Below are 20,260 nucleotides of genomic sequence, written 5' to 3'. Positions count from 1 at the left end.
CTCCTCCCGCGGCTTTCTGGGCGATCAGGCGAGGCGGACACGGGTGCACCGGGTGATGTAGGGAAGGCTGATCTCCTCGCGACCTTTGAGATCGGGATGCGAATCCAGGAGCCTGTCCACGTCGGCCAGCAGCAGCGCCCTGTCCGCCTCCGGCAGCGTGATCACGTAGCTGCGGGAGGCGACCATGTCCAGGAGCTCGGCGCGGGTCATCACATGACTCCAGCGAATCTCCATGTGCTCGGGCCGGCCGAACGGCTCGCCGATGGACGGTCTTGTGTCGATCGTGGACCGGGAGTGCCGGCGAAGAATGCCATCCAGATCCGCCACCCACGGCTCGGCGAGATCTCGGACATTCCACACCAGTGACAGGGTTCCGCCCGGCACGAGAACGCGCGCGACCTCCGGCACGGCCAGAGCGGGGTCCACCCAGTGCCAGGTCTGCGCGACGACGACCGCGTCGACGCTGCCGTCCTCCAGCGGGATGCGTTCGGCGCGCCCCTCGCGTACCTCCGCCTTGCGGAGCGCCACGCACAACCGCCGGCGCATCTGCTCGGACGGTTCGACCGCGACCACCTTCAGCCCGGCCTCGACAAGGAGCCGGGTGTACTGTCCCGTGCCCGCGCCCAGATCGAGCACGCGCCGGGCCCGACGCGGCACCAGCCACTCGACCGAGGACAGCGGGTATCCGGGTCGCCCCCGATGATAGGCACCCGCGGCGGTGTCGAACGAGCTCGCCTGCACCTGGCGTGACCAGCGCCGGGTGGCGCCCTGCCGCGTCATGCCGCACGCCCGGCCTATCTCCTCCCAGCTCACCTGCCCGCTGCGCCGCAGCTCGCCGATGATCTCCGTCCTGCGCCACTCCAGAGCCGAGATGGTCTCCGTCAATCGCGCAAGAGCGGCCAGCCCGCCACCACTGGCTACTTCGTCCGCGGTACTTCGTGCGTCAGCACCGAATTGCTCCGAATCCACGCGAGGCAACATATGTTGCCCTGGATTCAAGTGTCAACATGTGTTGCGTCGATGTGGCTGCTGCGCGACGTTCCGCCAAGAGCAGCCATGTCTACGTCAACTCCGCCCTGATCGCGCTGGACGACTTCCATACCCGCCGGAGCCAGGCAAGGCCGACGTCGCCCCCCAAGAACGCGCCCGCATCCGCCGACTGCGCGCCGTCGAGGCATCCCTGTCCCCATGCGACCGGTGCATCGCGCTGGTCCCTCCTGTAGCGAGGTCGTCGGCCTCGACGTGGACGACCTCCTGCTCTCAGCCCGCAAGGACAGGCTGCGCCTGCATCCACCCCGAGTGCCGCCACGAACTGAAGCTCGAACGCCCCCAGTCGGACCCACACCGGCGACAATCGAGCCCTGCTCCTCAATGCCAAGGGCGGATGGCTGACCGCCCGCGCGCCCGGCGGCATCATCGCCGCCATCCCGCAGACGGCCGGTCTGAACGATGTCACCGCGGCGCACGTTTTGCGCCACACCTTCGCTCCTCGTCCTTGACGCCGAGATCCTGGGCCATGCCCGCCTGTATCTCTGCTTCACCCGCTTCTTAAAGGGGCGCAAGGCCTGCCGGCCAGGGTCTGGCGAGTTCGAAACCTCTGTGGAGATATGGCGGGCAAAAGTTATGGTGTACGGCTTTTGTGGCATTTTGGGCGAAATGTAACTCCCGTGTTCTCAATGGCTGCCCACACTGGAGAGGCAGCCGGGGTGCGAGCCCGGGGCTGCGTTCGAGCCGTGGCAGGTTCGCCCGCCGCGGCACACCGAACTCGGGGGGATCACAGTGAAACGAGTGCTTCTCGCGGCGGCGTTGGCGCTGGCCGCCGGTGCCACTGGTACCGCCGGCGCAGCTGTCCACACACGTACGCCGGTGCCGTCGCCGGAGGAAACAACCATGCCGGAGACGTCGCCCTCTCCTCCGGAGATGTCGCCGACTTCGCCAGAGATGTCGCCCTCTCCTCCGGAGATGTCGCCCTCGCCGACCGCCACCGTCAGCCCGTCCGGACCCGGCTGCTCCGCGATCGAGGGCAACCTGGCCGAGGTCTCGGACCAGCCGGTCGGCACCGCCCTCTCCCAGCTCTCCGAACTCTCCAAGCTGTCGGAGGCGGTGAAGAAGGCCGGGCTCGAGGAGAAGCTGGACTCCGCCACGGACATCACGCTCTTCGCGCCGGACAACAAGGCGTTCGACGCGATCCCGAAGGAAGCCCAGGACAAGCTGATGGCCAACAAGGAAGCGCTGACCAAGCTGCTGTCCTACCACGTGGTGACCGGTAAGAAGGCGCCGTCCGACCTGGTCGAGGGCGCCACGCTCAAGACCATGCAGGGCGGATCCCTGACCGTGAAGGGCTCCGGAGACAACCTGACCATCAACGACGCCAAGATCGTCTGCGGCGGCGTGATGACGAGCAACGCCACCGTCTACATCGTCGACAAGATCCTGCTGCCCCACTGACAGGACCTGACCCATCAGGGAGCGCGGTCACCGGCCGCGCTCCCCGCCGGCTCCCACCCAAGCCCACAGAGCCCTTCCCCACACCCACCCCAGACGCTCCCCGTCCCGCGCACTCCCATCTCCGTCCACGCCCATCTCCCCGGACCTCCGCCTACCTCCGCTCACCTCCGGACGACGCCGACACCGCGTACACCCCCGTTCCCCACGGCTCCTGGCCGGCCGCGCGACGGCGCAGGAGGCGCGGCACGCGGTCGCGCCGGGGGTGCCGCGTGGGCTGCCGATACGTGTACGGCCCCGGGCGGTGGGCCATCGAGGCGGTTGAGCGATCGCTTAAATCGGTCTATGGTCGGGTTAAGCAGTCGCTCAAAAGTGGATGTCGGGGGTGCGAGTCGTGCCTGCTGCGGTAGTGGTCGGCGGGGGAATCGGAGGGCTGGCGGCGGCGATCGCGCTGCACCGGATCGGGTGGCAGGTGACCGTGATGGAGCGGGCCGGCGAGTTCGGCGAGATCGGGGCGGGGCTGGCGCTCTGGCCGAACGCCACGCGCGCCCTCGCCGAATTGGGTCTGGCCGAGCAGGTGCGGGCGATCGCCGGGGTGGAGACCGTGGGCGGGGTGCGGGACCGGGCCGGGCGATGGCTGTCCAGGACGGACAACGCAGACGTCGCGCGGCGGCACGGCTGGCCGCTGCTCATGGTGCACCGGGCCGAGCTGGTACGGCTCCTCGTGGCCGCACTGCCGGCGGACGTACTGCGGCCAGGCAGCGAGGTGCGGGCCGTCCGGGCGTACTGCGACGAGGCGGTGGTCGAGTATCAGGACGTGCGGGCTCGGGCGGATGGCGAGGGGGTGGTGGTCGAGTATCGCGGCGGGCAGGTGCGGGCGGATCTGGTGGTGGGGGCCGATGGGATCCGCAGCCGGGTGCGGGGGCAGGGGTGGCCGGAGGCGCGGGCGCCCCGGTATGCCGGGTGTACGGCGTGGCGGATGGTGACCGAGCCGCTGGGCGGGCGAGGTGCCGAAGGGGCGCTGTTCTGGGGGCGGGGGGAGCGCTTCGGGTTCGCCGCGCTGCCCGGCGGGCGGTTCTACTGCTTCGCGGCGGCCCGCGCGCCCGAAGGCGGTGAGGAGGACGCGTACGCCGGGCTCATGCGCAGGTTCGGCGGCTGGCCCGATCCCGTGCCCGAGATGCTGGAGGCCGTGCCCGAGGACGCCGTGCTCCGGCACGACGTGTACACGACGCCGCCGCTGGCCACGTACGTACGGGGGAGGGTGGTGCTGCTGGGGGACGCGGCGCACGCGATGGACCCGACGCTGGGGCAGGGGGCGGGCACGGCGTTGGAGGACGCGGTCACGCTGGCCGCCTGCCTGCGTTCGGATCCGGACGTGGACGTGGCGCTCGCGCGGTACGACCGGGTGCGGCGGCCCCGTACCCAGGCGATCGTGCGCCGCTCGGCCCGGCTGGGGGCGGCGTCCCTGATGGCGTGGCGGCCGGCGGCGTGGTCACGGAACCTCGCCGCCCGCCTGGTGCCGCCCGGCCTGCTGCTGCGGTCGATGGATCCCGTCCTCGGATGGACGCCGCCTGAGCCGGCGGAACGGGGCCCCGAAGCGGTGCCCGGGCTCGGTGGAAGGCCGGGGAGCGATGCCTGACTGGACGTACCAGCCGCTGCGGGGGATCGCGGGGGCGCTGCTGGGCGTACGGCGGTCGCGGCGGGTGGCACTGCGCACGCTGGCCTGGACGGGATCGCTGCCCGGCGGCGGGCGGGCGGTCGCGCGGCTGCTCGGGCACCGGCACCCGCCCGCGCACCTGTCGGGCACCGTGGGCGGGGTGGAGGTGCGCAGCCGGCTGGGTGCGGCGGTGCCGCCCGAGGTGGCCCGGGACGCCGTACGCGCGCTGCCGCCGCTCGGCGCGGGGCTCATCCTGGTGGAGCCGGTCGCGCTCGCGGACGTGCCGCTGGTACGGGAGGCAGCAGCGGGCAGGCGGGTACCGCTGCTGGTCCGTACGGGGGACCCGGCCGTGACCGCTGCCCTGGCAGCACACGTGGACGCGATCCTCCCGGCGGACGACGAGAAGCAGCACCGGTTGGAACACGACGTGACGCAGACCCTCCCAGCGCACGTCCCGGAGGGTCACACGAAGGAGCCGCGGCTGGAGCACGACCCGCAGCAGCGCGGGCCTGCGCAAGGGGCGGAAGGAGAAAGCGGGCACGAGCACGACGCGGAGCAGGACAGATCCGTGCACGAGGTGGGGGAGGGTTGGCATAAGCGCGGCGGGGAGGGGCTTCGGTCGTGGCGTGGCGCGGAGGAGGGCGGGCCCGTGCATGACCTGGGGGAGGGTGGGTGCGGGCGTGGCGCGGTGGTGTGCCGACCGGCGCGTGGCGGGGACATCGTGCAGCCCGCTTCCCCGTCCGTCGGAGCGGCGGCCCGTATTCTTGCCGACCCCACCAAAATCGTGCTAGCCACGCCGGCGCTGCTGATCGAGGCGGGCCCCGGGTGGTTCGGGCGGGTGATGGAGGCGGCGACCCCCACCGCGCCCGTCACGTCCCTGCTGGCCACGGGTCGCGACCCCCGCCGGTGGCCCGCCTGGTGGTGGGGGCTGGTGACCGGCGCCGTCATCGCGGTCGCCGGGCTCGTGGCCGCGGCGGTCGCGCTCGGGCCGGTGCTGCTCTGGTACGACCGCGCCTTCCTCGACATGGACCAGGAGGCGTTACACGCCGTCAACCACCACCTGGTCCACTTCCTGCGGCACGACCGGATCACGCTGGCGGGCACCATGGTGGCCGTCGGCGTCCTCTACATCGGACTCACCACCGGGGGCATGCGCCGCGGATGGCCGTGGGCGCGCGAGGCGTACCTGGTCTCCGGGGCGATCGGGTTCGCCGCCGTGCCCTATCTCTTCACCCACGGGTACGTGGAGCCGCTGCACACGGCGCTGGCCGTCGTGCTCCTGCCCATGTTCCTGGCCGCGGCCCGGCGGCCCCGGGAGCGACCGCGATGGACGTCCCGTCCGGACGGACCCGAACGCGAACGCCGCCGGGCGCTCACCGGCCAGCTCCTCATGGTGATCACCGGGATCGGACTGTTCGTCGGCGGCGTGGCCGTGTCGGCCGTCGGCCTCGGCGGCGTCTTCGTCCCGAGCGACCTGGAGTACCTGGGAACCGGGCCGGACACGTTGCGGGCGGCCGGGACGCGGCTGCTGCCGTTCATCGCGCACGACAGGGCCGGGTTCGGCGGGACGCTGCTGGGCGCCGCGGCGGCGATCACCCTGCTGAGCGCCTGGGGATGGCGGCGCGGTGAGTCGTGGGTGTGGTGGACGTTGACGCTCGCGGCCGTCGCCGGGTTCGTGCCCGCCGTCGTCACCCACCTCGTCATCGGGTACGTCGACCTGTGGCACCTCGCGCCGGTCCTGTTCGGGATGGCCCTCACCGCGACCGCACTGACGCTCTCCCGCCCGTACCTGTGCTGCGCATAGGCCGCGGCGGAAAAGAGCACGGCGGACGGCGGATGGCGGATGGCAAGCTTCTCGGATCCACGGGGCTCGAGTGGCTGGCCTACAGGCTCAGGCCGGCCTCCAGGTGCGCCAACGCCGTGTCGATCTCGGCGGGCCCGTCCATGTGCGCGTTCTGTGCCCATTGGAGCCAGACCATGGCCACGACCCCGAAGACCGCGCCGACGGCGTTTCGGATCCGCGGGTCGTCCGAACCGCATCCGGCCTTCTCCGCCACCGCCTCGCACACCTCACGGATCGCATCGGGACTCCTGCGCAGGTTGGCGACCAGCAGCTCAGGCACGGTGGCTGCGAACACCTCCCGCGCGTGCCCCGCGGCGATCTCTTCGGCGGTCAGGGCGGCGAACGCCGTGCGGAACGCGCCGCGCAGCACGGTGACCGGTGCGCCCGGTGGCTGAGTGGCCAGAGCCTCGACGAGAGGCGGGAAACGATCGAGCGTGACCAGATGCTCCTTCGTCGGAAAGTAGCGGAAGAAGGTGGCGGGAGAGATCTCTGCGGCCTCGGCGATCTGCTCGACGGTGGTGGCGTTGTAGCCGCGCTCGCGGAAGAGCCGGAACGCTTCGCGCAGGATCGCCTCCCTGGTCCTGGCCTTCTTGCGTTCGCGCAGCCCACCGTCACTCATGCGTCGAACTTTACCCTGCCCACAAATGATGGTTTACTCTCAATCGAAAGTGCTATCTCAAATTCCTCCTTCTCGGAGCCGCGTGCACACGTACGACAATGGAGGTGGTCCGTCATGGGCGAAGACATCAACGGCCTGCATCATGTGGGCCACATCGTGCTGGACATGGACCAGGCGATGGAGCGGTATCGCCGGCTGGGCTTCACGGTCCCCGCCCCCGCCTATCCCGTTCTTCCCCGTGTGGCGGGAGGCCCTGTCGAGCCGTTCGGGGTGTCCAACACCCACGTGTACTTTCCCGGCGACTTCGTCGAGTTGGTGGCCGTCATCGACGAGACCGGCCGCGTGCCGGGCGGAGCCCGCCCGATGCCACTGCAGGTGCCCGACGACAAGCTGCCAGGGCTGGTGGCCGCCCTCGACGCCACCGCCGCGAACATCGCGTCCTTTCTCCAGCGTTTCCAGGGTCTCCACATCATGATCGCCAACACGCCGGACATTGACAGCGTCGCCGCGCGGCTGACAGCCGGGGGCGTCGGCCACGGCGGCGTGCACGCCGTCCAGCGGCCCGTGGAGACCAGCGCAGGGACCAGGATGGAGCCCGCTCGCTACCTTGAGATCTCCGATCCCGATCTGCCCGCGGGGCGCGTGCCGGAAGGCAGGATCGGGTTCGCCGAGAACGCGCCCGTCGAAGCGTCCCAGGACCAGCGGCACACCGGCCATCCCAATGGCGCAACCGGTCTGGTCGAATGCGTGCTGTGCGTCGCCGACTCGGCGTTGCCCGAGCTGGAGCAGCGCTACGGTACTTACTTCGGCCAGGCGCGGGCCCTGGGCCCAGGCGCGGCGCGCTTCGACCGGGTAGACGTCACCGTCGTGTCCGCGTCGGCGCTCGCCGATCTGCTGCCCGGTGAGCGTCCGGCGGCGCTGCCGGCGTTCGTCGCCTACACGGTGTCGGTACGCGACATCGCCGTCACCCGGCGGCTCCTGCGCGCCAACGACATCCCGGTCACCCGGACCGGTCCCGGAGAGATGTTCGTGCCCGCCTCCGCTGCTCTGGGCGCCGCGATCATCTTTCGCCAGGACGACTGAGACAACTTCCGCACGACGACCTGCTCACAGGTCGGGCCATTGCCGCCACCTCTGAGCTGACCGTCGGCGTCAGCGGTTTGACTCCACGTTCTCCAGGAGGCGTTTGAGCAGCCCGTCCAGCGTCTCCTGCTCCTGCGCGTCCAGCACGTAGACCATCTCCGCCTCCACCTCCGCCCGGATCCGCATGGCCTCAAGCCATAGTTCGTGGCCTTTGTCGGTCAGCTCCACGTCCACCCGCCGCCGGTCCTCCGCGCTACGCAGCCGCCGTACCAGCCCGGACTTCTCCAGCGTGTCCAGCCGCCCGGTCATCCCGGCGGGCGAGAGCATCAGCTCGGACGCCAGCTCGGACGGCGTCGCGGCCCCGCCATGGGCGACCAGCCGGTGCAGCGTCTCGAACTCGAAGTCCTGCATCCCCACCTGCGCCAGCGCCGCCTCCTTCGTCTGGCGCAGGTGCTTGACGAGGAACTGCATTCGCGTCACGACCGCCTCGACCCGCTCGTCGTACGGCGCCTTGCCCCGCCACCGGGCGAGATGACGATCCACTGAATCCACAGAGAACGACGATACGCCAGCGAGTATTTTGTTGACGAAATATTAGCTGGCGAAATACTGTGGCGGACCATGAGACTGCTGATCGGCCGGGCCATCTCCGCCCTGGCCACCGCGTTGATCCCGACCACGATCACCCTCGCCGTGCTGCGCGCCACGAATGACGCCGGGGCCGTCGGCACGGTGCTGGCATGTGAGGCGATTCCGTTGCTGGTGTTCCTGCCGGTGGGCGGGGTGGTGGCCGACAGGGTCAGGCCCGAGCGATTGGCGCTGGTCACCGACCTGGTGCGCGGCCTGACGCAGGCCGCCATCGCGATCGAGCTGCTGACCGGTGCCGCCAGTGTGCCTCGCCTGGCCGTGCTGGCCGTGCTGGCGGGAGTCGCGGTCGCGTTCGGGCTGCCGGCGGTGCCGAGGCTGGTGGCGGCCGCGGTGCCGGGGCCGGAGCGGCTACGCGTGAACGCCCGGCTCGGCGTCGCAACCAGCCTGGCCGCCGTCCTGGCTCCCGCCCTGGCGGGCGGCGTGGTGCTGCTGGCCGGTCCCGGCTGGGCCGCGCTGCTCACGGCCGCGCTGTTCGCCTGCTCGGCGCTCACCCTGGGCGGAGTACGTACGGCCAAGCGCTCCAGCGCCCAGAACGCCACGTTCCTCAACGACCTGAGAGAGGGGTGGGGCGAGGTACGGCGGCGGCCGTGGTTCCTGGCGGCGGTCCTGGCCCACGGCGTGTGGCACTTCATGGCCGGGCTGTTCCTCACGCTGGGCCCGCTGGCGGCGGTCAAGGAGCTGGGCGGTGAGGCCAGTTGGGTGCTGATCGTGCAGTCGGGCACGGTGGGGCTGGTCGCGGGGGTGTTCGCGGCGCCGAGGCTGCCCATCCGGCGGCCGCTGGTGGCCGTGCAGGTGGGCGCGGCGCTGTACGTGCTGCCGATGGCGGCCCTGGCGCTGCCGGTGAGCGCATGGATGATCGCGGGGGCGTATTTCGTGGCGATGTTCGGACTCGGCGTGCTCAGCCCGCTGTGGGAGACTGTGGTCGCCGAGGAGATCCCCGAGGCGGCGCTGGGCCGGGTGCGGTCGTTCGACCAGCTCATCTCGTTCGCGACGCGGCCGTTCGGGCTGGCCATGGCGGCGCCGCTGGCCGGGCTGGCCGGTGCGCGGGGGCTGCTGCTGACCGGCGCCATAATCGTCGCGGTCGCGAACCTGGCCGCGATCGCCACCTTCCCCCGCCGCCGCGGCCAGGCGGCCACCCCAGAACATCCGAAGCGGGTAGCCACGTGACCGTCCTCATGAGGGATGACGGAGTTGCTCTTGTCCGATCGGGCGAACCCCGCCGTCGCTGGATGTCGACCCCGACGGGGGAGATCGTGGTCCGCAGGCCGTCCTCGGGCACGTGCCAGCGGCCGGGGAAGGCCTCGCGCAGCGCCCGGATCGCGACGGTCGCCTGGGCGGTGGCCAGTCGCAGGCCCAGGCAGACGTGGATGCCCGTGCCGAAGGACAGGTGCGGGTTGGGGTCGCGCGTGGCGTCGAACGCGTCGGGGGCGGCAAACACCAGCGGGTCCCGGTTCGCACGGCGGATCGAGGCCACCACCCGCGCCCCGGGTCAGGCACAGGACCGCGATCGAGCAGTTCGCTCTCGTCGAGCGCCGCCGCCAGAGCCGGGATCATGCCGCCCCTCGGCTCGGCGACCACCTCGCGGATGCAGGTGCGTAGTTCGGCCAGGTCCTGGTGGAAGCGCGCCTGCCGTACGGGATCCTCGGCGTTGGCGCCGGCGAACTCGGAGATCGTGATCGTCCAGCGGACGAAGTCGCCCCTGCGTTCTGGTGAGATGCCGAGCAACCCCGCGAGCGTGGCGACCGTCAGCGGCGAAGCGAACCCGTCCACCACCTCACCGGAGCCCTCGGCCAGCAGTTTCCTGGAGGTCCCGGCGATGGAGGGCTCCAGGGCCGACACCGCGCGGGGAGTGAAGACCCTGGCCACCAGGCGGCGTAGCTCGTGATGGCGGGGCGGATCCAGCGACGGCAGGCTGCGTAATACGGGATTGTCGTGGTGAGGTGCCGGATGTGCGCCGTGGGTCAGCTCATCGGAGGAGAAGGCGCCGTGGTCGCTGAGGATCCTGCGGACATCAGCGTGCCGGGAGACCACCCACGCCTCGAACCGCTCATCGAACTGGACCGGGCCGGGCGCGGGTGGATGGGCGAAGATGCGTTCCTTGACGGACATGCACTCCACCCTGAGCGCACGGCCTGGCAAACCGCTGCCACATCGCTGGTGGCACCCCGGCGAGCTGTCAGTGCGGATCAGTTGCTCGAGAGCTCCCGGTCGTAGGCGTCCTACCGCTCCGACGCGACGGCGGCCGCGTCGGTGGTGAGGCAGATCGAGGTGGCCGGGGGCACGGCGCGGGCCGTGCGGGAGGTCAGCGGCGAGCTCGCCGCCGTCTACCACGTCACGCGCCGGGTCCTCGCTCTCATGGAGGAGCAGGGCAGCGGCGGCCGGATCGTGTACGTCTCCAGCCTCAGCGCCGGCCTGACCCGTCCCGGGGCGATCGCGCACGCCACAGCCAAGGCCGCGCTCGATGCCTTCGCCCGGCACGTCGCCATGGAGGCGGGCCCCGGGGGGACTGCGGTGAACGTCGTGGCGCCCGGCGCCGTGCGCACCGAAGGGACCGCGGCGATGCGCACTCCCGAGGTGGAGGAGGCGCTGGCGCGGCGTTCCGTCCTCGGAAGGATGCTCGAACCCGAGGACGTGGCTGCCGTGATCGGCTCGCTCGTGGATGGCGGGTTCGGCGCGGTGACCGGTGCGCACATCCCGGTGGACGCCGGTCACCGCGTGCTGTGATGAACGGGAGCCTCAAGTCACGGCCAGCGTGACGGCCAGAACGGCGAGCAGCGAGCCCATGGTGAGGCGTTGCGTACGCAGCCAGGAGGGACGGGCGGACAGGAAACCGGCGATGCCACCGGCGGCCAGCACGATCGAGAGGTTGACCAGGAGCGCGACCGCGATCTGGATGCAGCCGAGAACGATGCCCTGGAGCAGGACGTCCCCCTGATTGAGGTCGATGAACTGCGGGATGATCGAGACGTACAGAATCGCGATCTTCGGGTTGAGCAGGTTGGTCATCAGGCCCATCGTGAAGAGCCGCCGCGGGGAGTCGGGCGGCACCCGCCCCACCGCGAAGACGGAGACGCCGCCCGGCTTGAGCGTCTTCCAGGCCAGCCACAGCAGATACGCGGCTCCTGCGAGCCTGATGGCGGTCAACAGCTCGGGGACCGCGGAGAACACCACCGCCAGTCCGAGGTTCGCTCCCACCAGGTAGACGAGGAAGCCCGCCGCGACCCCGGCCAGGGAGATGATCCCGGCCAGCCGTCCCTGGCTGGTGCTCCTGGAGACGAGATACATCATGTTCGGCCCCGGCGACAGCACCATTCCGAGCGCCACGGAGACCACGCCGAGCACCGCACTCTGTTCAATCACAGTCTCGAAGCTATCGACGAGGCAATCTCGGTGCAATATTAAAAATTGAACTCGGAGCAATTTTGTGTTTGGATGTGCAGAGTGGAGGACTACAGGCAGGTCGCCGATTCCATCGCCGCCGAGATCGAGGCCGGAAGCCTGCGCCCCGGCGACCGGCTGCCGCCGCAGCGGGTCTTCGCGCGCCGGCACGGCATCGCCAACTCCACCGCCGCTCGCGTCTACCAAGAGCTCACCCGCCGCGGTCTGACCGTCGGAGAGGTCGGCCGCGGCACCTTCGTACGGGCGGCGACTCCGCAGCCGGGACCGGCACTGGCCGAGCCCGCGGCCGGCAGGATCGACCTCGAGCTCAACTACCCCGTCGTACCCGAGCAGTCAAAGCTGCTCGCCGACGGCATCGGCCCGTTGCTGCGGCCCGACGTACTGGAGTCGGCGATGCGGCCGGTCGGCGCGGCGGGCACCCCGCGGGCGCGCGCCGTCGTCGCCGACCTGCTGGCACGGGGAGAATGGCGGCCTGATCCGGATCGGCTGCTGTTCGCGGGAAACGGCCGCCAGGCGATCGCGGCCGCCATCGCGACGATCGTCCCTCCCGGTGGGCGGCTCGGTGTGGAAGAGCTCACCTACCCCGTGGTCAAGGGAATCGCGGCCCGCCTCGGCGTCACGCTCGTTCCGCTGCGAGTGGACGCGGCCGGCCTCGATCCGGCGGCTGTCGCGACCGCCGCCCCGCTCAAGGCCGTCTACCTGCAACCGACGTTGCACAACCCGCTGTCGCTCAGCATGCCCCTGGAGCGAAGGGCCGAGCTCGCGGAGGTGCTCGCGCGCCTGGACGTGCCCGCGATCGAAGACTCGATCTGGTCCTTCCTCCGCGACGACCTGCCGCCCCTGGCAGCCTTCGCCCCCGAGCGGACGATCCTCGTCGACAGCCTGTCCAAGCGGCTCGCGCCCGGCCTGTCGCTCGGCTTCGCCGTCATGCCCGGCCCAGCCGTCGCGGGCGTGGCGGCGGCGCTGCGCTCCGGCGGATGGACGCCGATGCGGTTCGCGCTGGAGGCGGCCACCCGGTGGCTGACCGACGACACCGCGCGGTCGATCGCCCAGGCCAAACGGCAGGACGCCGCCATGCGCCAGACGCTCGCCGCCCGTTACCTCGACGGGTTCGCGATACGCAGCGACCCGTGCTCCTACTACTGCTGGTGGGAGCTCCCGCCGCCGTGGCGGGCCGACACGTTCGTGGCAGCCGCCGCCAGGCACGGCATCGCCGTCACCCCCGGGGCCGCCTTCGCCGTCAGCCGCACCAACGCCCCGAACGCCGTCCGCCTCGGCCTTGCCTCGCCCTCCGTTCACGTGCTGACCCACGCGCTGGCCGTCCTCGTCGATCTCGCCCGCTCCACCCCGGACGACCTCCTCGCGGAGTGACGGGGCTCCAGCAGTCGCCTCTCGCCGCAGGTGTGGTGATGTCGCGCTGTCGTTGAGTCCGGCCTCATAGCGGCGGAATGCTGAATATGGCGGAATCGCTTGAGCGGTGCATACTCAATATGCATACTTGGTATCCATGTCGATCAGGCACGGCCTGCTGGCTCTGCTCAGCAGGGGGCCTCGGCACGGCTACCAGTTGCGGTTGGAGTTCGAGGCGTCGACCGGGGCGACCTGGCCCCTCAACATCGGCCAGGTCTACACGACGCTGTCCCGAATGGAGCGCGACGGCCTGGTCGAGCCGGGCGAGTCGGACGAGCAGGGCCGGGTCGTCTACACGCTCACCGCGGCCGGCCGGGCGGAGCTGGCGCGATGGTTCAGCACCCCCATCGTCCAGTCCGACCGGCCGCGGGACGAGCTGGTCATCAAGCTGGCCATGGCCGTCGAGGCCAAGGAGGTGGACGTCGCCGAGGTCATCCGCCGGCAGCGTACGGCGACCATGCGCGCCCTCCAGCAGCTGACCAGGGCCAAGCGAGCTGCGACGGGAGGCGCGGCTCAGCGGTTGGTGCTCGATTCGATGATTTTCCGGGCCGAGGCCGAGCAGCGGTGGCTGGACCACTGCGAGGCCGTTCTCAAGGAGGAAAAATGACGGTTGTACGGCTGGCTGAGGTGGCCAGAGTCCATGGCGAAGGGGCGACAGCCGTACACGCTCTCAAGGGCGTGAGCCTGGAGGTCGACGCGGGGGAGCTGGTCGCGGTCATGGGGCCGTCCGGGTCCGGCAAGTCGACCCTGCTCAACCTCGCGGGCGGGTTGGAGCGGCCCACATCCGGGACGGTGCACGTCGACGAGCAGGACCTGGCCGCCGTACGCGACCTGGCGGCATTACGGCGCCGCAGCGTCGGCTACGTTTTCCAGGACCTCAATCTGATCCCGTCGCTGACGGCGGCGGAGAACGTGATGCTGCCGCGCGAGCTCGACGGCGTGCGCCCACGCCTCGCCCGCGAGCAGGCCATGGTTGTGCTGGCGGAGGTCGGGGTGGAGGACCTGGCCGACCGCTTCCCCGACGAGCTGTCCGGTGGCCAGCGCCAGCGGGTGGCGATCGCCCGCGCTCTGGTCGGCGAGCGGCGCCTGCTGCTGGCGGACGAGCCGACCGGTGCGCTCGACACCCGCACCGGCGATGAGATCCTGCAGGTCTTACGCGCCCGCTGCGACGTGGGTGCGGCGGTCCTACTCGTCACCCACGAGCCGCGCTACGCCGCCTGGGCCGATCGTGTGGTGTTCCTCCGTGACGGGATGATCGCGGATTCCACGGACGGGTCGCTGGTGAGCGCCCGATGAGCGCCGTTCTTGTCGCGCTGCGCATCGCCCGCCGCAACGCGTGGCGCTCCCGAGGGCGAAGCGCGCTCATCATGGTGATGATCGGCTTACCCGTGCTGGTGATCACGACGGTTCTCACCCTCATCGAGACCATGAACGTCAACCCGCAAGAGGGGCTGGTGGCCGAGCTCGGCGCGGCCGACGCCCGCCTCGTGCAGGCGCCCGAGGGTACGGTGCTCCGCCAGGAACCGAACGGGACGAGCTGGAACTCGGGCGGCGACGAACCGGCCGTGGCCAGGCGCGGCGCCGCCGAAGTAGGGGCGCTGCTCGGACCGGGCACCCGGTTGATCCCCCTCGATGCCGGTGTGCTCCAACTGGGCACCGAGCGGGTCGAAGCGCTGAAGACCGACCTGCGCGATCCCCTCACCAAGGGGATGCTGACGCTGAGCGAGGGCAGGTTCCCCTCGGCCGCCCGCGAGGTCGTGGTGACCTCCGCGTTCGGCCGGCGGCCCGGCGATCTCCTGCGGCCGTCCGGCGCGGCGCCGCTGACGGTGGTGGGCGTGGTCGAGCACCCGTACCGGCCCTCTCTTCGACAGGTCGTGGGTCCCGATCTCCCGCTGGCGTCGGTGGATGAGTTCTGGTCTCCGGGTGAGCACGGCGCCGGATGGCTCGCCGACACCGCCGAGCCCGTGTCCTGGACCGGCGTGACCACGCTGAACAGCGCCGGTCTGTACGTCACCTCGCGCGCCATGATGACGGACCCTCGCTCTTGGGCTCGGGCCTCGGCCTTCGACGTCCAGTACATGGTCGGGATCGGCGCCATGGTGATCATGGTGGTGCTGGAGACCGTGCTGCTGGCCGGACCCGCCTTCGCGGTCGGGCTCAGGAGGCGGCGCCGGGAACTGGCCGAGATCGCGGCTCAGGGCGGCTCGGCCGGGCACCTGCGGACGATCGTGGTGGCCGACGGCCTGGTGCTCGGCGGCGCCGCCACCCTCGTGGCGACGGTGCTGGGCATCGCGGCCGGAACGCTCGGCGCCCATGCCGTGGCGCGCTGGGGAGCGGGAGCCGGAGCGCGCTGGGGTCCGACGGTCGGCCCGCCGGACGTGCCGTGGCCGCCGGTTCTGGCCGTCGCCGCGCTGGGCCTGATCACCGGGATCGTGGCAGCGCTGGTGCCCGCCGTACAGGCGGCTCGGCAGAACAGCGCGACGGTGCTGGCCGGCCGGGCGCCCGCGGTGGCCGACCGGCCGGGATGGCCGCTGGCGGGGGCTGTGCTGGTGGTGGCCGGACTCGGGGCGACCGTGGTGGCGCGGCGCCAGCCGGGCTCGGTGTGGGTGCTCGCCTCCGCGGTGCTGGTCCTGCTCGGGCTGGTGGTGTTGACGCCCTGGCTGGTCCGCCGCACGGGGCGACTGGCCGCGCGGCTGCGGCTCCCGCTGCGGATGTCCGTACGTGACGCGGTCCGTCACCGATCCCGTACGGCGAGCGCCGTGGCGGCCGTCATGGCGGTTACGGCCACAGTCGTGGCGGTGGGCATCGGCACCTACAGCGAGTACATGGACCGGCGCAACGCCTACACCTCGGCCCGCCCGGCCGGCATGCTGGCGATCTGGGCCGGCAACATCGGCGACGCGGCCTGGACCAGGCTCCGCGCCGAAGCCGCCCGCCAACTGCCGGGCGTGCCGCTGGCCGCCGGCTATCAAGCGAAGGACACCCAGGGCCACCGCTACGCGTTGCGGTACACGGTGCGATGGAACGGCACACGCACGCGTCGCACGGCCGCCATCGGAGACCAGACCCTGCTCAGGCTCCTGCAGGGGCGCCAGGATCCGCAGGCGGCCGCGGCGCTGGCCAGCGGCAAGGCCGTGGTGTTCGACGCGGCCGCGGTGCGGAACGGCAAGCTCGCACTGCGGGCGAGCTCCACGTCCGGCCCCGCGCGCAAGCTGGAAGTGCCAGCGGTGCTGGCCACACCCGCCGACGAGTACCAGGGCGGCGCCCTGCTGCCGCGTGCCCTGGTGGAGCAGGCCGGTTTCGCGACGGCGGAGCGCCAGCTCTACGCCATGTACCGGCCGTCAGCGAACTCGACGCTGGGGCGCGATCTGGCCAAGGTGACCCCGCGCGTCACGGTCGCCTCGGAGGAGGGCTATCGCAACGTGCCCGACCCCAGCCTGTGGGGCTGGCTCGGCGGCGCTCTCGTCCTCGTCGTCGGCGGCACGCTGGCCGCCACCCGCCTGGCAGCCGCCGACATGCGGCCCGAGCAGGCGACGATGGTGGCCTTGGGGGCCCCGTCCAGGACGTTGCGGGCGGTCGTGGCCGGCCAGGCCCTCTACATCTCCGGGCTCGGCGCGCTGGTGGGGCTGGTCGCGGGAACGGTGACGGGCCTGGCGGTGACCCGGCCGATGACGACGTACGGCGCCGGAGATCCCGCCACGATCGCCATACCGTGGCTGTTTCTCGTCGCCGTGGTGGTGGGGCTGCCCGTTCTGGCGACTGCGGCGGCGCTGATCACCCGGACCAGGCTGCCCCTCGCCCGCCGGCTCCTCTGACGCCGAGCTTGGCCAGGATGTTTCCCCTGGTCAACGCGATGCGCTCACCTCAACGGAATCCGTGCTCAGGACCGCCGTGAGGAGTACACCGGCGCGGGCGCCCGCCCGCGTCGGCCGGGCGTCCTTCCCGATTTTCCCCCGGCGAGGCCGTTGCGGGGGAGAACCTTCCCCATGGACGACGTAGACCGGAGAATCCTTGCCGAACTCCAGCAGGACGGGCGGCTCACCATCACCGAACTCGCCGAGCGAGTCCGCCTCAGCGTCTCGCCTTGCCACCGCCGCCTGCGGGCCCTGGAACACTCCGGCGCGATCAGCGGTTATCGGGCCCATCTCGACGCCCACGCCTTGGGCTTGACGTTCGAGGCCCTCGTCTTCGTCACCATGCGTGCGGCGGATCGCGACACCGTCGACGCCTTCGAACAGGCGGTCGCCGCCATCCCTCACGTCCTGCAGGCCCAACGGCTCTTCGGCGATCCCGACTACCTGCTGCGGGTCATCGCTCGCGACCTGCCTGCCTTCCAGGAGGTCTACGACGACCGTCTCGCCACCCTCCCCGGCGTCCAGCGCCTCAGCTCAACCCTCGTCATGAAGAGCGTCGTCGAGAACCGGCCCCTGCCCCTGTGAGCCGGACAGCCCTCCTGCTGCCGTTCGGCAAGAATTTTCCGAGCAAGGGCGTTCTCGCCCAAGATAGTCCCCCAACCGCTACGGACAAGAGGGAAAGTTAGGAACACTTTCGCGCAGAACATGCCTAAGCTTCCCCCGTGACAGGGAAAGCTGTCTCTGCTGATCGTGCACGCCCTGCTCGGACCGGCGGTGGAGCCGTCCCTGTGGATCTTCATCGTCTTCTACGGCCTGGACTGGGTGGCCACCGTCCCGCCCACCGTCGCGCTGTGCCGGGAGCACTTCGGCCCGCAACGTGCCACCGCCGTCTTCGGCTGGGTCTTCGCCGCCTGGCGGCCTGGATCACTGCGGCGGCGCTGTGCTTCGTGGCTGCCGCCAGCCTGTTCCTGCTGCCGGCCGCGCGACCGGGGGCGCAGCGCACGTGACACGCTTTCCACCTGATTGTCTGTTCGAGGAGAGCCATGGAAGACGACATGAGCCCACGCGCGAGCGAGCAAGCCGAAGGTCGTGGCGTGAGGATTTCGCAACGTGCGCGGGCTGTCGCCCCGTTCTTCGCGATGGAGTTCGGCAAGCATGCCGCAATGCTGGAGTCCGAGGGGCATCACGTCATCAAGCTCAGCATCGGTGAACCGGACTTCGGCGCGCCCCCGGCCGTCCTGGACGCGTTGAGTGACGTCATGGGTGGGAGGCCGATGCCCTACACGGCGGCACTCGGGCTGCCCGAGTTGAGGCAGGCGATCGCGCGCTTCTACCAGGACGAGCACGACGTGGAGGTCGATCCTTCCCGGGTCGTCGTGACCGCGGGAGCCTCGGCCGCCCTGGTGCTGGCCACCGCGGCACTCGTCGACACGGGCGACGAGGTGCTGATCGGGGACCCGTCGTATCCGTGCAACCGGCAGATCGTCGAAAGCTTCGGCGCCCGCGTCACGCTGATCCCCGCCACCGCCGGGACCCGCTTTCAGCTGGACGCGGCATCGGTGAAGTCGAGCTGGACGGACAGGACGCGCGGGATCATGGTCGCCACCCCGTCGAACCCGACGGGCACCTCCGTTCCGGCCGACGAGCTGGCAGCGATCTGCGAACTCGCACGCGAGCGGGACGCCTGGCGCATGGTCGATGAGATCTACCTCAACCTGAGCGACCACGACGACCAGGGCCGGCCACCCCGCAGCGTCCTGTCGTTCGACCCCGACGCCATCGTCATCAACAGCTTCTCCAAGTACTTCGGCATGACCGGCTGGAGACTCGGATGGTGCGTCGTCCCGGAGCTCCTCGTGCCGGCGATGGAGCGCCTGGCCCAGAACTACTTCCTCTGCGCCTCCGCTCCCGCGCAGCATGCCGCGCTGGCCTGCTTCACACCCGAGTCCCTCGAGGTCTGCGAGGCACGCCGCGTCGAGTTCGCCGAGCGGCGGGCGCTCGTCCTCGATGGCCTGGCGCGCATCGGGCTGCCGGTTCCCGTCCCGCCCGACGGCGCGTTCTACGTCTACTTCGACGTCAGCCGCACGGGGCTGACCTCCTGGCAGTTCTGCGAGCGAGCGCTGCACGAGGCACACGTCGCCCTCACCCCGGGTCGAGATTTCGGCGTCCACACTGCCGGGACACACGTGCGGCTCTCGTACGCGGCGTCAATGGATGATCTTCGCGAAGGGATCACCCGGCTCGGGAGGTTCATGGGCACCCTTCGGTGAACAGCGCGGCGGCTTGCCGTCGAGTCGAAGGCCGAACGGCACTCAGGCCGCGGCTCTGTCACCGCGTCCGCGCCCGCCGCGCTCAAGGAGTCGCCGGCCGGGCGGATGGCTCAGCTCAGGGCGGCGGCGGTCCGCTCCCGGAGCCGGGCCTCATGGGCGGGGTCGGTGCTCAGGGTGACGGTCAGCCCGGCTTCGGCGGCGTCGGAGAGGACCGCCAGCAGCGTGGCGAACTGCTCGGGAGGCTCGTCGCCGAGCAGTTCCTCGGCGTTCGCCACGAACAGGGCGACGGCGCCGGTGTCGCGCAGCGAGTCGGTGAGCGCGTCCCAGTTGCGGCCGAAGTAGGCGGGAAGGCGCAGAACCCGCGCCACCTCCTCGAAGAAGGCGGCACGGGTCCGGCAGGACCGCCCGTCCACCACCGCCGGCTCCGGACCGGTGGACACCGTGAGCCAGGGAGGCAGCGGACGTTCGGCGGAGGTCATGGGCGTGCGTCCCTAGAGGCGGTAGAAGTCGGTGTAGTGGTTGGGCGAGAACCACACCACGCCGGTGCTGCGGTTCACGACGATCCGGTACGCGTCACGCGCGGCCCCGCGCGCCCGGGAGTAGACGTCGTACTCATAGTAGGTGGCGCCGCTGGGCAACTGGCCCTCGCGGTTGTAGAAGCGCCCGCCGGTGTAGTTGTAGCGGCCGTCCGGCCAGGAGTACCAGCCGCTGGAGGTGGGGTAGCCCGTGGAAGCCCAGATCGAGCTGGCCGAGCGCGCGTCGGCGCACCGCGAGATGGTGCAGGAGTTGTAGACCGAGGCGTTGGCGGGGGTGATGCCGACCAGGCCGATGAGGGACACGAAGGCGGTGACGGCGATGGTGAGCCTGACCGCCCAGGAACGTCCGGAGCGTTGCGGGGTGTGCACGAAGCCTCCTCGTGGGGGGTGCGACGGACACCGCAATGATCCCCGCAGAATGGGGCAAATAACGACAAAGATCACTAAAGGAAAGGTGAACACTCGGGATTGGCCCAATCGGCCGGGCCACAAATGG

General features: G+C 71.0%; 20 protein-coding genes and 1 pseudogene. 14 read left to right on the top strand and 7 right to left on the bottom strand.

Going from position 1 to position 20,260, the window contains the following annotated elements; translation table 11 throughout:
• Positions 1–24 precede the first annotated feature (24 nt).
• A complete protein-coding gene (locus ACIBI9_RS49520; RefSeq protein WP_397233849.1) occupies positions 25–885 on the bottom strand; it encodes a class I SAM-dependent methyltransferase in 861 nt (286 codons plus the stop codon).
• Positions 886–1,962: 1,077 nt separating this feature from the next.
• On the opposite strand from ACIBI9_RS49520, the gene ACIBI9_RS49515 reads away from it, so the two are divergent.
• The 3 genes from ACIBI9_RS49515 to ACIBI9_RS49505 all read left to right on the top strand — a co-directional run bounded on the left by ACIBI9_RS49515 (position 1,963) and on the right by ACIBI9_RS49505 (position 5,906).
• On the top strand, positions 1,963–2,448 hold the full coding sequence (locus tag ACIBI9_RS49515) for a fasciclin domain-containing protein (protein WP_397233848.1): 486 nt from the start codon (positions 1,963–1,965) through the stop codon (positions 2,446–2,448).
• A 391-nt stretch (positions 2,449–2,839) separates the two neighbouring features.
• Positions 2,840–4,084 (top strand): FAD-dependent monooxygenase, encoded by a 1,245-nt coding sequence (locus ACIBI9_RS49510; RefSeq protein WP_397233846.1) that lies wholly within the window; start codon positions 2,840–2,842, stop codon positions 4,082–4,084.
• Positions 4,077–5,906 carry a hypothetical protein gene (locus tag ACIBI9_RS49505; RefSeq protein ID WP_397233844.1) on the top strand — a complete coding sequence of 610 codons (1,830 nt, stop codon included), beginning with the start codon at positions 4,077–4,079 and terminating at the stop codon, positions 5,904–5,906. The genes ACIBI9_RS49510 and ACIBI9_RS49505 overlap by 8 nt, the downstream gene beginning before the upstream one ends.
• Positions 5,907–5,985: 79 nt before the next feature.
• On the opposite strand, the gene ACIBI9_RS49500 is transcribed toward ACIBI9_RS49505, so the two are convergent.
• Positions 5,986–6,564, bottom strand: a complete 579-nt coding sequence (locus tag ACIBI9_RS49500; protein ID WP_397233842.1) for a TetR family transcriptional regulator — start codon at positions 6,562–6,564, stop codon at positions 5,986–5,988.
• A 114-nt stretch (positions 6,565–6,678) separates the two neighbouring features.
• On the opposite strand from ACIBI9_RS49500, the gene ACIBI9_RS49495 reads away from it, so the two are divergent.
• Complete coding sequence (locus ACIBI9_RS49495) at positions 6,679–7,647, top strand: VOC family protein (RefSeq protein ID WP_397233840.1); 969 nt, start codon at positions 6,679–6,681, stop codon at positions 7,645–7,647.
• Between the two features lie 69 nt (positions 7,648–7,716).
• Here ACIBI9_RS49495 and ACIBI9_RS49490 read toward each other — a convergent pair whose 3' ends face one another.
• Positions 7,717–8,199 (bottom strand): MarR family winged helix-turn-helix transcriptional regulator, encoded by a 483-nt coding sequence (locus ACIBI9_RS49490; RefSeq protein WP_397233838.1) that lies wholly within the window; start codon positions 8,197–8,199, stop codon positions 7,717–7,719.
• Between the two features lie 69 nt (positions 8,200–8,268).
• On the opposite strand from ACIBI9_RS49490, the gene ACIBI9_RS49485 reads away from it, so the two are divergent.
• Positions 8,269–9,462: an MFS transporter gene (locus tag ACIBI9_RS49485; protein WP_397233836.1), complete on the top strand. Its 1,194-nt coding sequence runs from the start codon at positions 8,269–8,271 to the stop codon at positions 9,460–9,462.
• 187 nt (positions 9,463–9,649) lie between these two features.
• Here ACIBI9_RS49485 and ACIBI9_RS49480 read toward each other — a convergent pair.
• Positions 9,650–9,733: pseudogene (locus ACIBI9_RS49480) on the bottom strand (hypothetical protein); the annotation flags it as partial.
• A gap of 114 nt (positions 9,734–9,847) precedes the next feature.
• On the opposite strand from ACIBI9_RS49480, the gene ACIBI9_RS49475 reads away from it, so the two are divergent.
• Positions 9,848–10,180 carry a hypothetical protein gene (locus tag ACIBI9_RS49475; protein WP_397233834.1) on the top strand — a complete coding sequence of 111 codons (333 nt, stop codon included), beginning with the start codon at positions 9,848–9,850 and terminating at the stop codon, positions 10,178–10,180.
• Between the two features lie 365 nt (positions 10,181–10,545).
• Positions 10,546–11,019, top strand: coding sequence for an SDR family oxidoreductase (locus ACIBI9_RS49470; protein ID WP_397233832.1), 474 nt, complete (start codon positions 10,546–10,548; stop codon positions 11,017–11,019).
• Between the two features lie 12 nt (positions 11,020–11,031).
• Here ACIBI9_RS49470 and ACIBI9_RS49465 read toward each other — a convergent pair whose 3' ends face one another.
• Entirely contained in the window at positions 11,032–11,655 is a 624-nt protein-coding gene (locus ACIBI9_RS49465) for a LysE family translocator (RefSeq protein WP_397233830.1), read from the bottom strand.
• A gap of 81 nt (positions 11,656–11,736) precedes the next feature.
• On the opposite strand from ACIBI9_RS49465, the gene ACIBI9_RS49460 reads away from it, so the two are divergent.
• The 7 genes from ACIBI9_RS49460 (at position 11,737) to ACIBI9_RS49430 (ending at position 19,228) form a co-directional block, all read left to right on the top strand.
• Complete coding sequence (locus ACIBI9_RS49460; protein ID WP_397233828.1) at positions 11,737–13,065, top strand: PLP-dependent aminotransferase family protein; 1,329 nt, start codon at positions 11,737–11,739, stop codon at positions 13,063–13,065.
• 136 nt (positions 13,066–13,201) lie between these two features.
• The gene (locus ACIBI9_RS49455) at positions 13,202–13,711 is read left to right on the top strand and encodes a PadR family transcriptional regulator (RefSeq protein WP_397233826.1); all 510 of its coding nucleotides are present in this window, start codon (positions 13,202–13,204) and stop codon (positions 13,709–13,711) included.
• The gene (locus ACIBI9_RS49450) at positions 13,708–14,400 is read left to right on the top strand and encodes an ABC transporter ATP-binding protein (protein WP_397233824.1); all 693 of its coding nucleotides are present in this window, start codon (positions 13,708–13,710) and stop codon (positions 14,398–14,400) included. Before ACIBI9_RS49455 ends, ACIBI9_RS49450 begins: the two co-directional genes overlap by 4 nt.
• The gene (locus ACIBI9_RS49445) at positions 14,397–16,919 is read left to right on the top strand and encodes an FtsX-like permease family protein (protein ID WP_397233822.1); all 2,523 of its coding nucleotides are present in this window, start codon (positions 14,397–14,399) and stop codon (positions 16,917–16,919) included. Before ACIBI9_RS49450 ends, ACIBI9_RS49445 begins: the two co-directional genes overlap by 4 nt.
• A gap of 171 nt (positions 16,920–17,090) precedes the next feature.
• Positions 17,091–17,543, top strand: coding sequence for an Lrp/AsnC family transcriptional regulator (locus tag ACIBI9_RS49440; RefSeq protein WP_397233820.1), 453 nt, complete (start codon positions 17,091–17,093; stop codon positions 17,541–17,543).
• A 165-nt stretch (positions 17,544–17,708) separates the two neighbouring features.
• On the top strand, positions 17,709–17,981 hold the full coding sequence (locus tag ACIBI9_RS49435; RefSeq protein ID WP_397233818.1) for a hypothetical protein: 273 nt from the start codon (positions 17,709–17,711) through the stop codon (positions 17,979–17,981).
• A gap of 71 nt (positions 17,982–18,052) precedes the next feature.
• A complete protein-coding gene (locus ACIBI9_RS49430; protein WP_397233816.1) occupies positions 18,053–19,228 on the top strand; it encodes a pyridoxal phosphate-dependent aminotransferase in 1,176 nt (391 codons plus the stop codon).
• Between the two features lie 110 nt (positions 19,229–19,338).
• Here the strand turns inward: ACIBI9_RS49430 and ACIBI9_RS49425 are convergent, their stop codons facing one another.
• Both ACIBI9_RS49425 and ACIBI9_RS49420 read right to left on the bottom strand, forming a co-directional pair.
• On the bottom strand, positions 19,339–19,707 hold the full coding sequence (locus tag ACIBI9_RS49425) for a barstar family protein (protein WP_397233813.1): 369 nt from the start codon (positions 19,705–19,707) through the stop codon (positions 19,339–19,341).
• Positions 19,708–19,719: 12 nt separating this feature from the next.
• A complete protein-coding gene (locus ACIBI9_RS49420; RefSeq protein ID WP_397233811.1) occupies positions 19,720–20,133 on the bottom strand; it encodes a ribonuclease domain-containing protein in 414 nt (137 codons plus the stop codon).
• Positions 20,134–20,260 lie beyond the last annotated feature (127 nt).

The sequence above is a fragment of the Nonomuraea sp. NPDC050451 genome (assembly GCF_044458585.1).
This window is presented reverse-complemented; position numbering and strand designations above follow the sequence as displayed.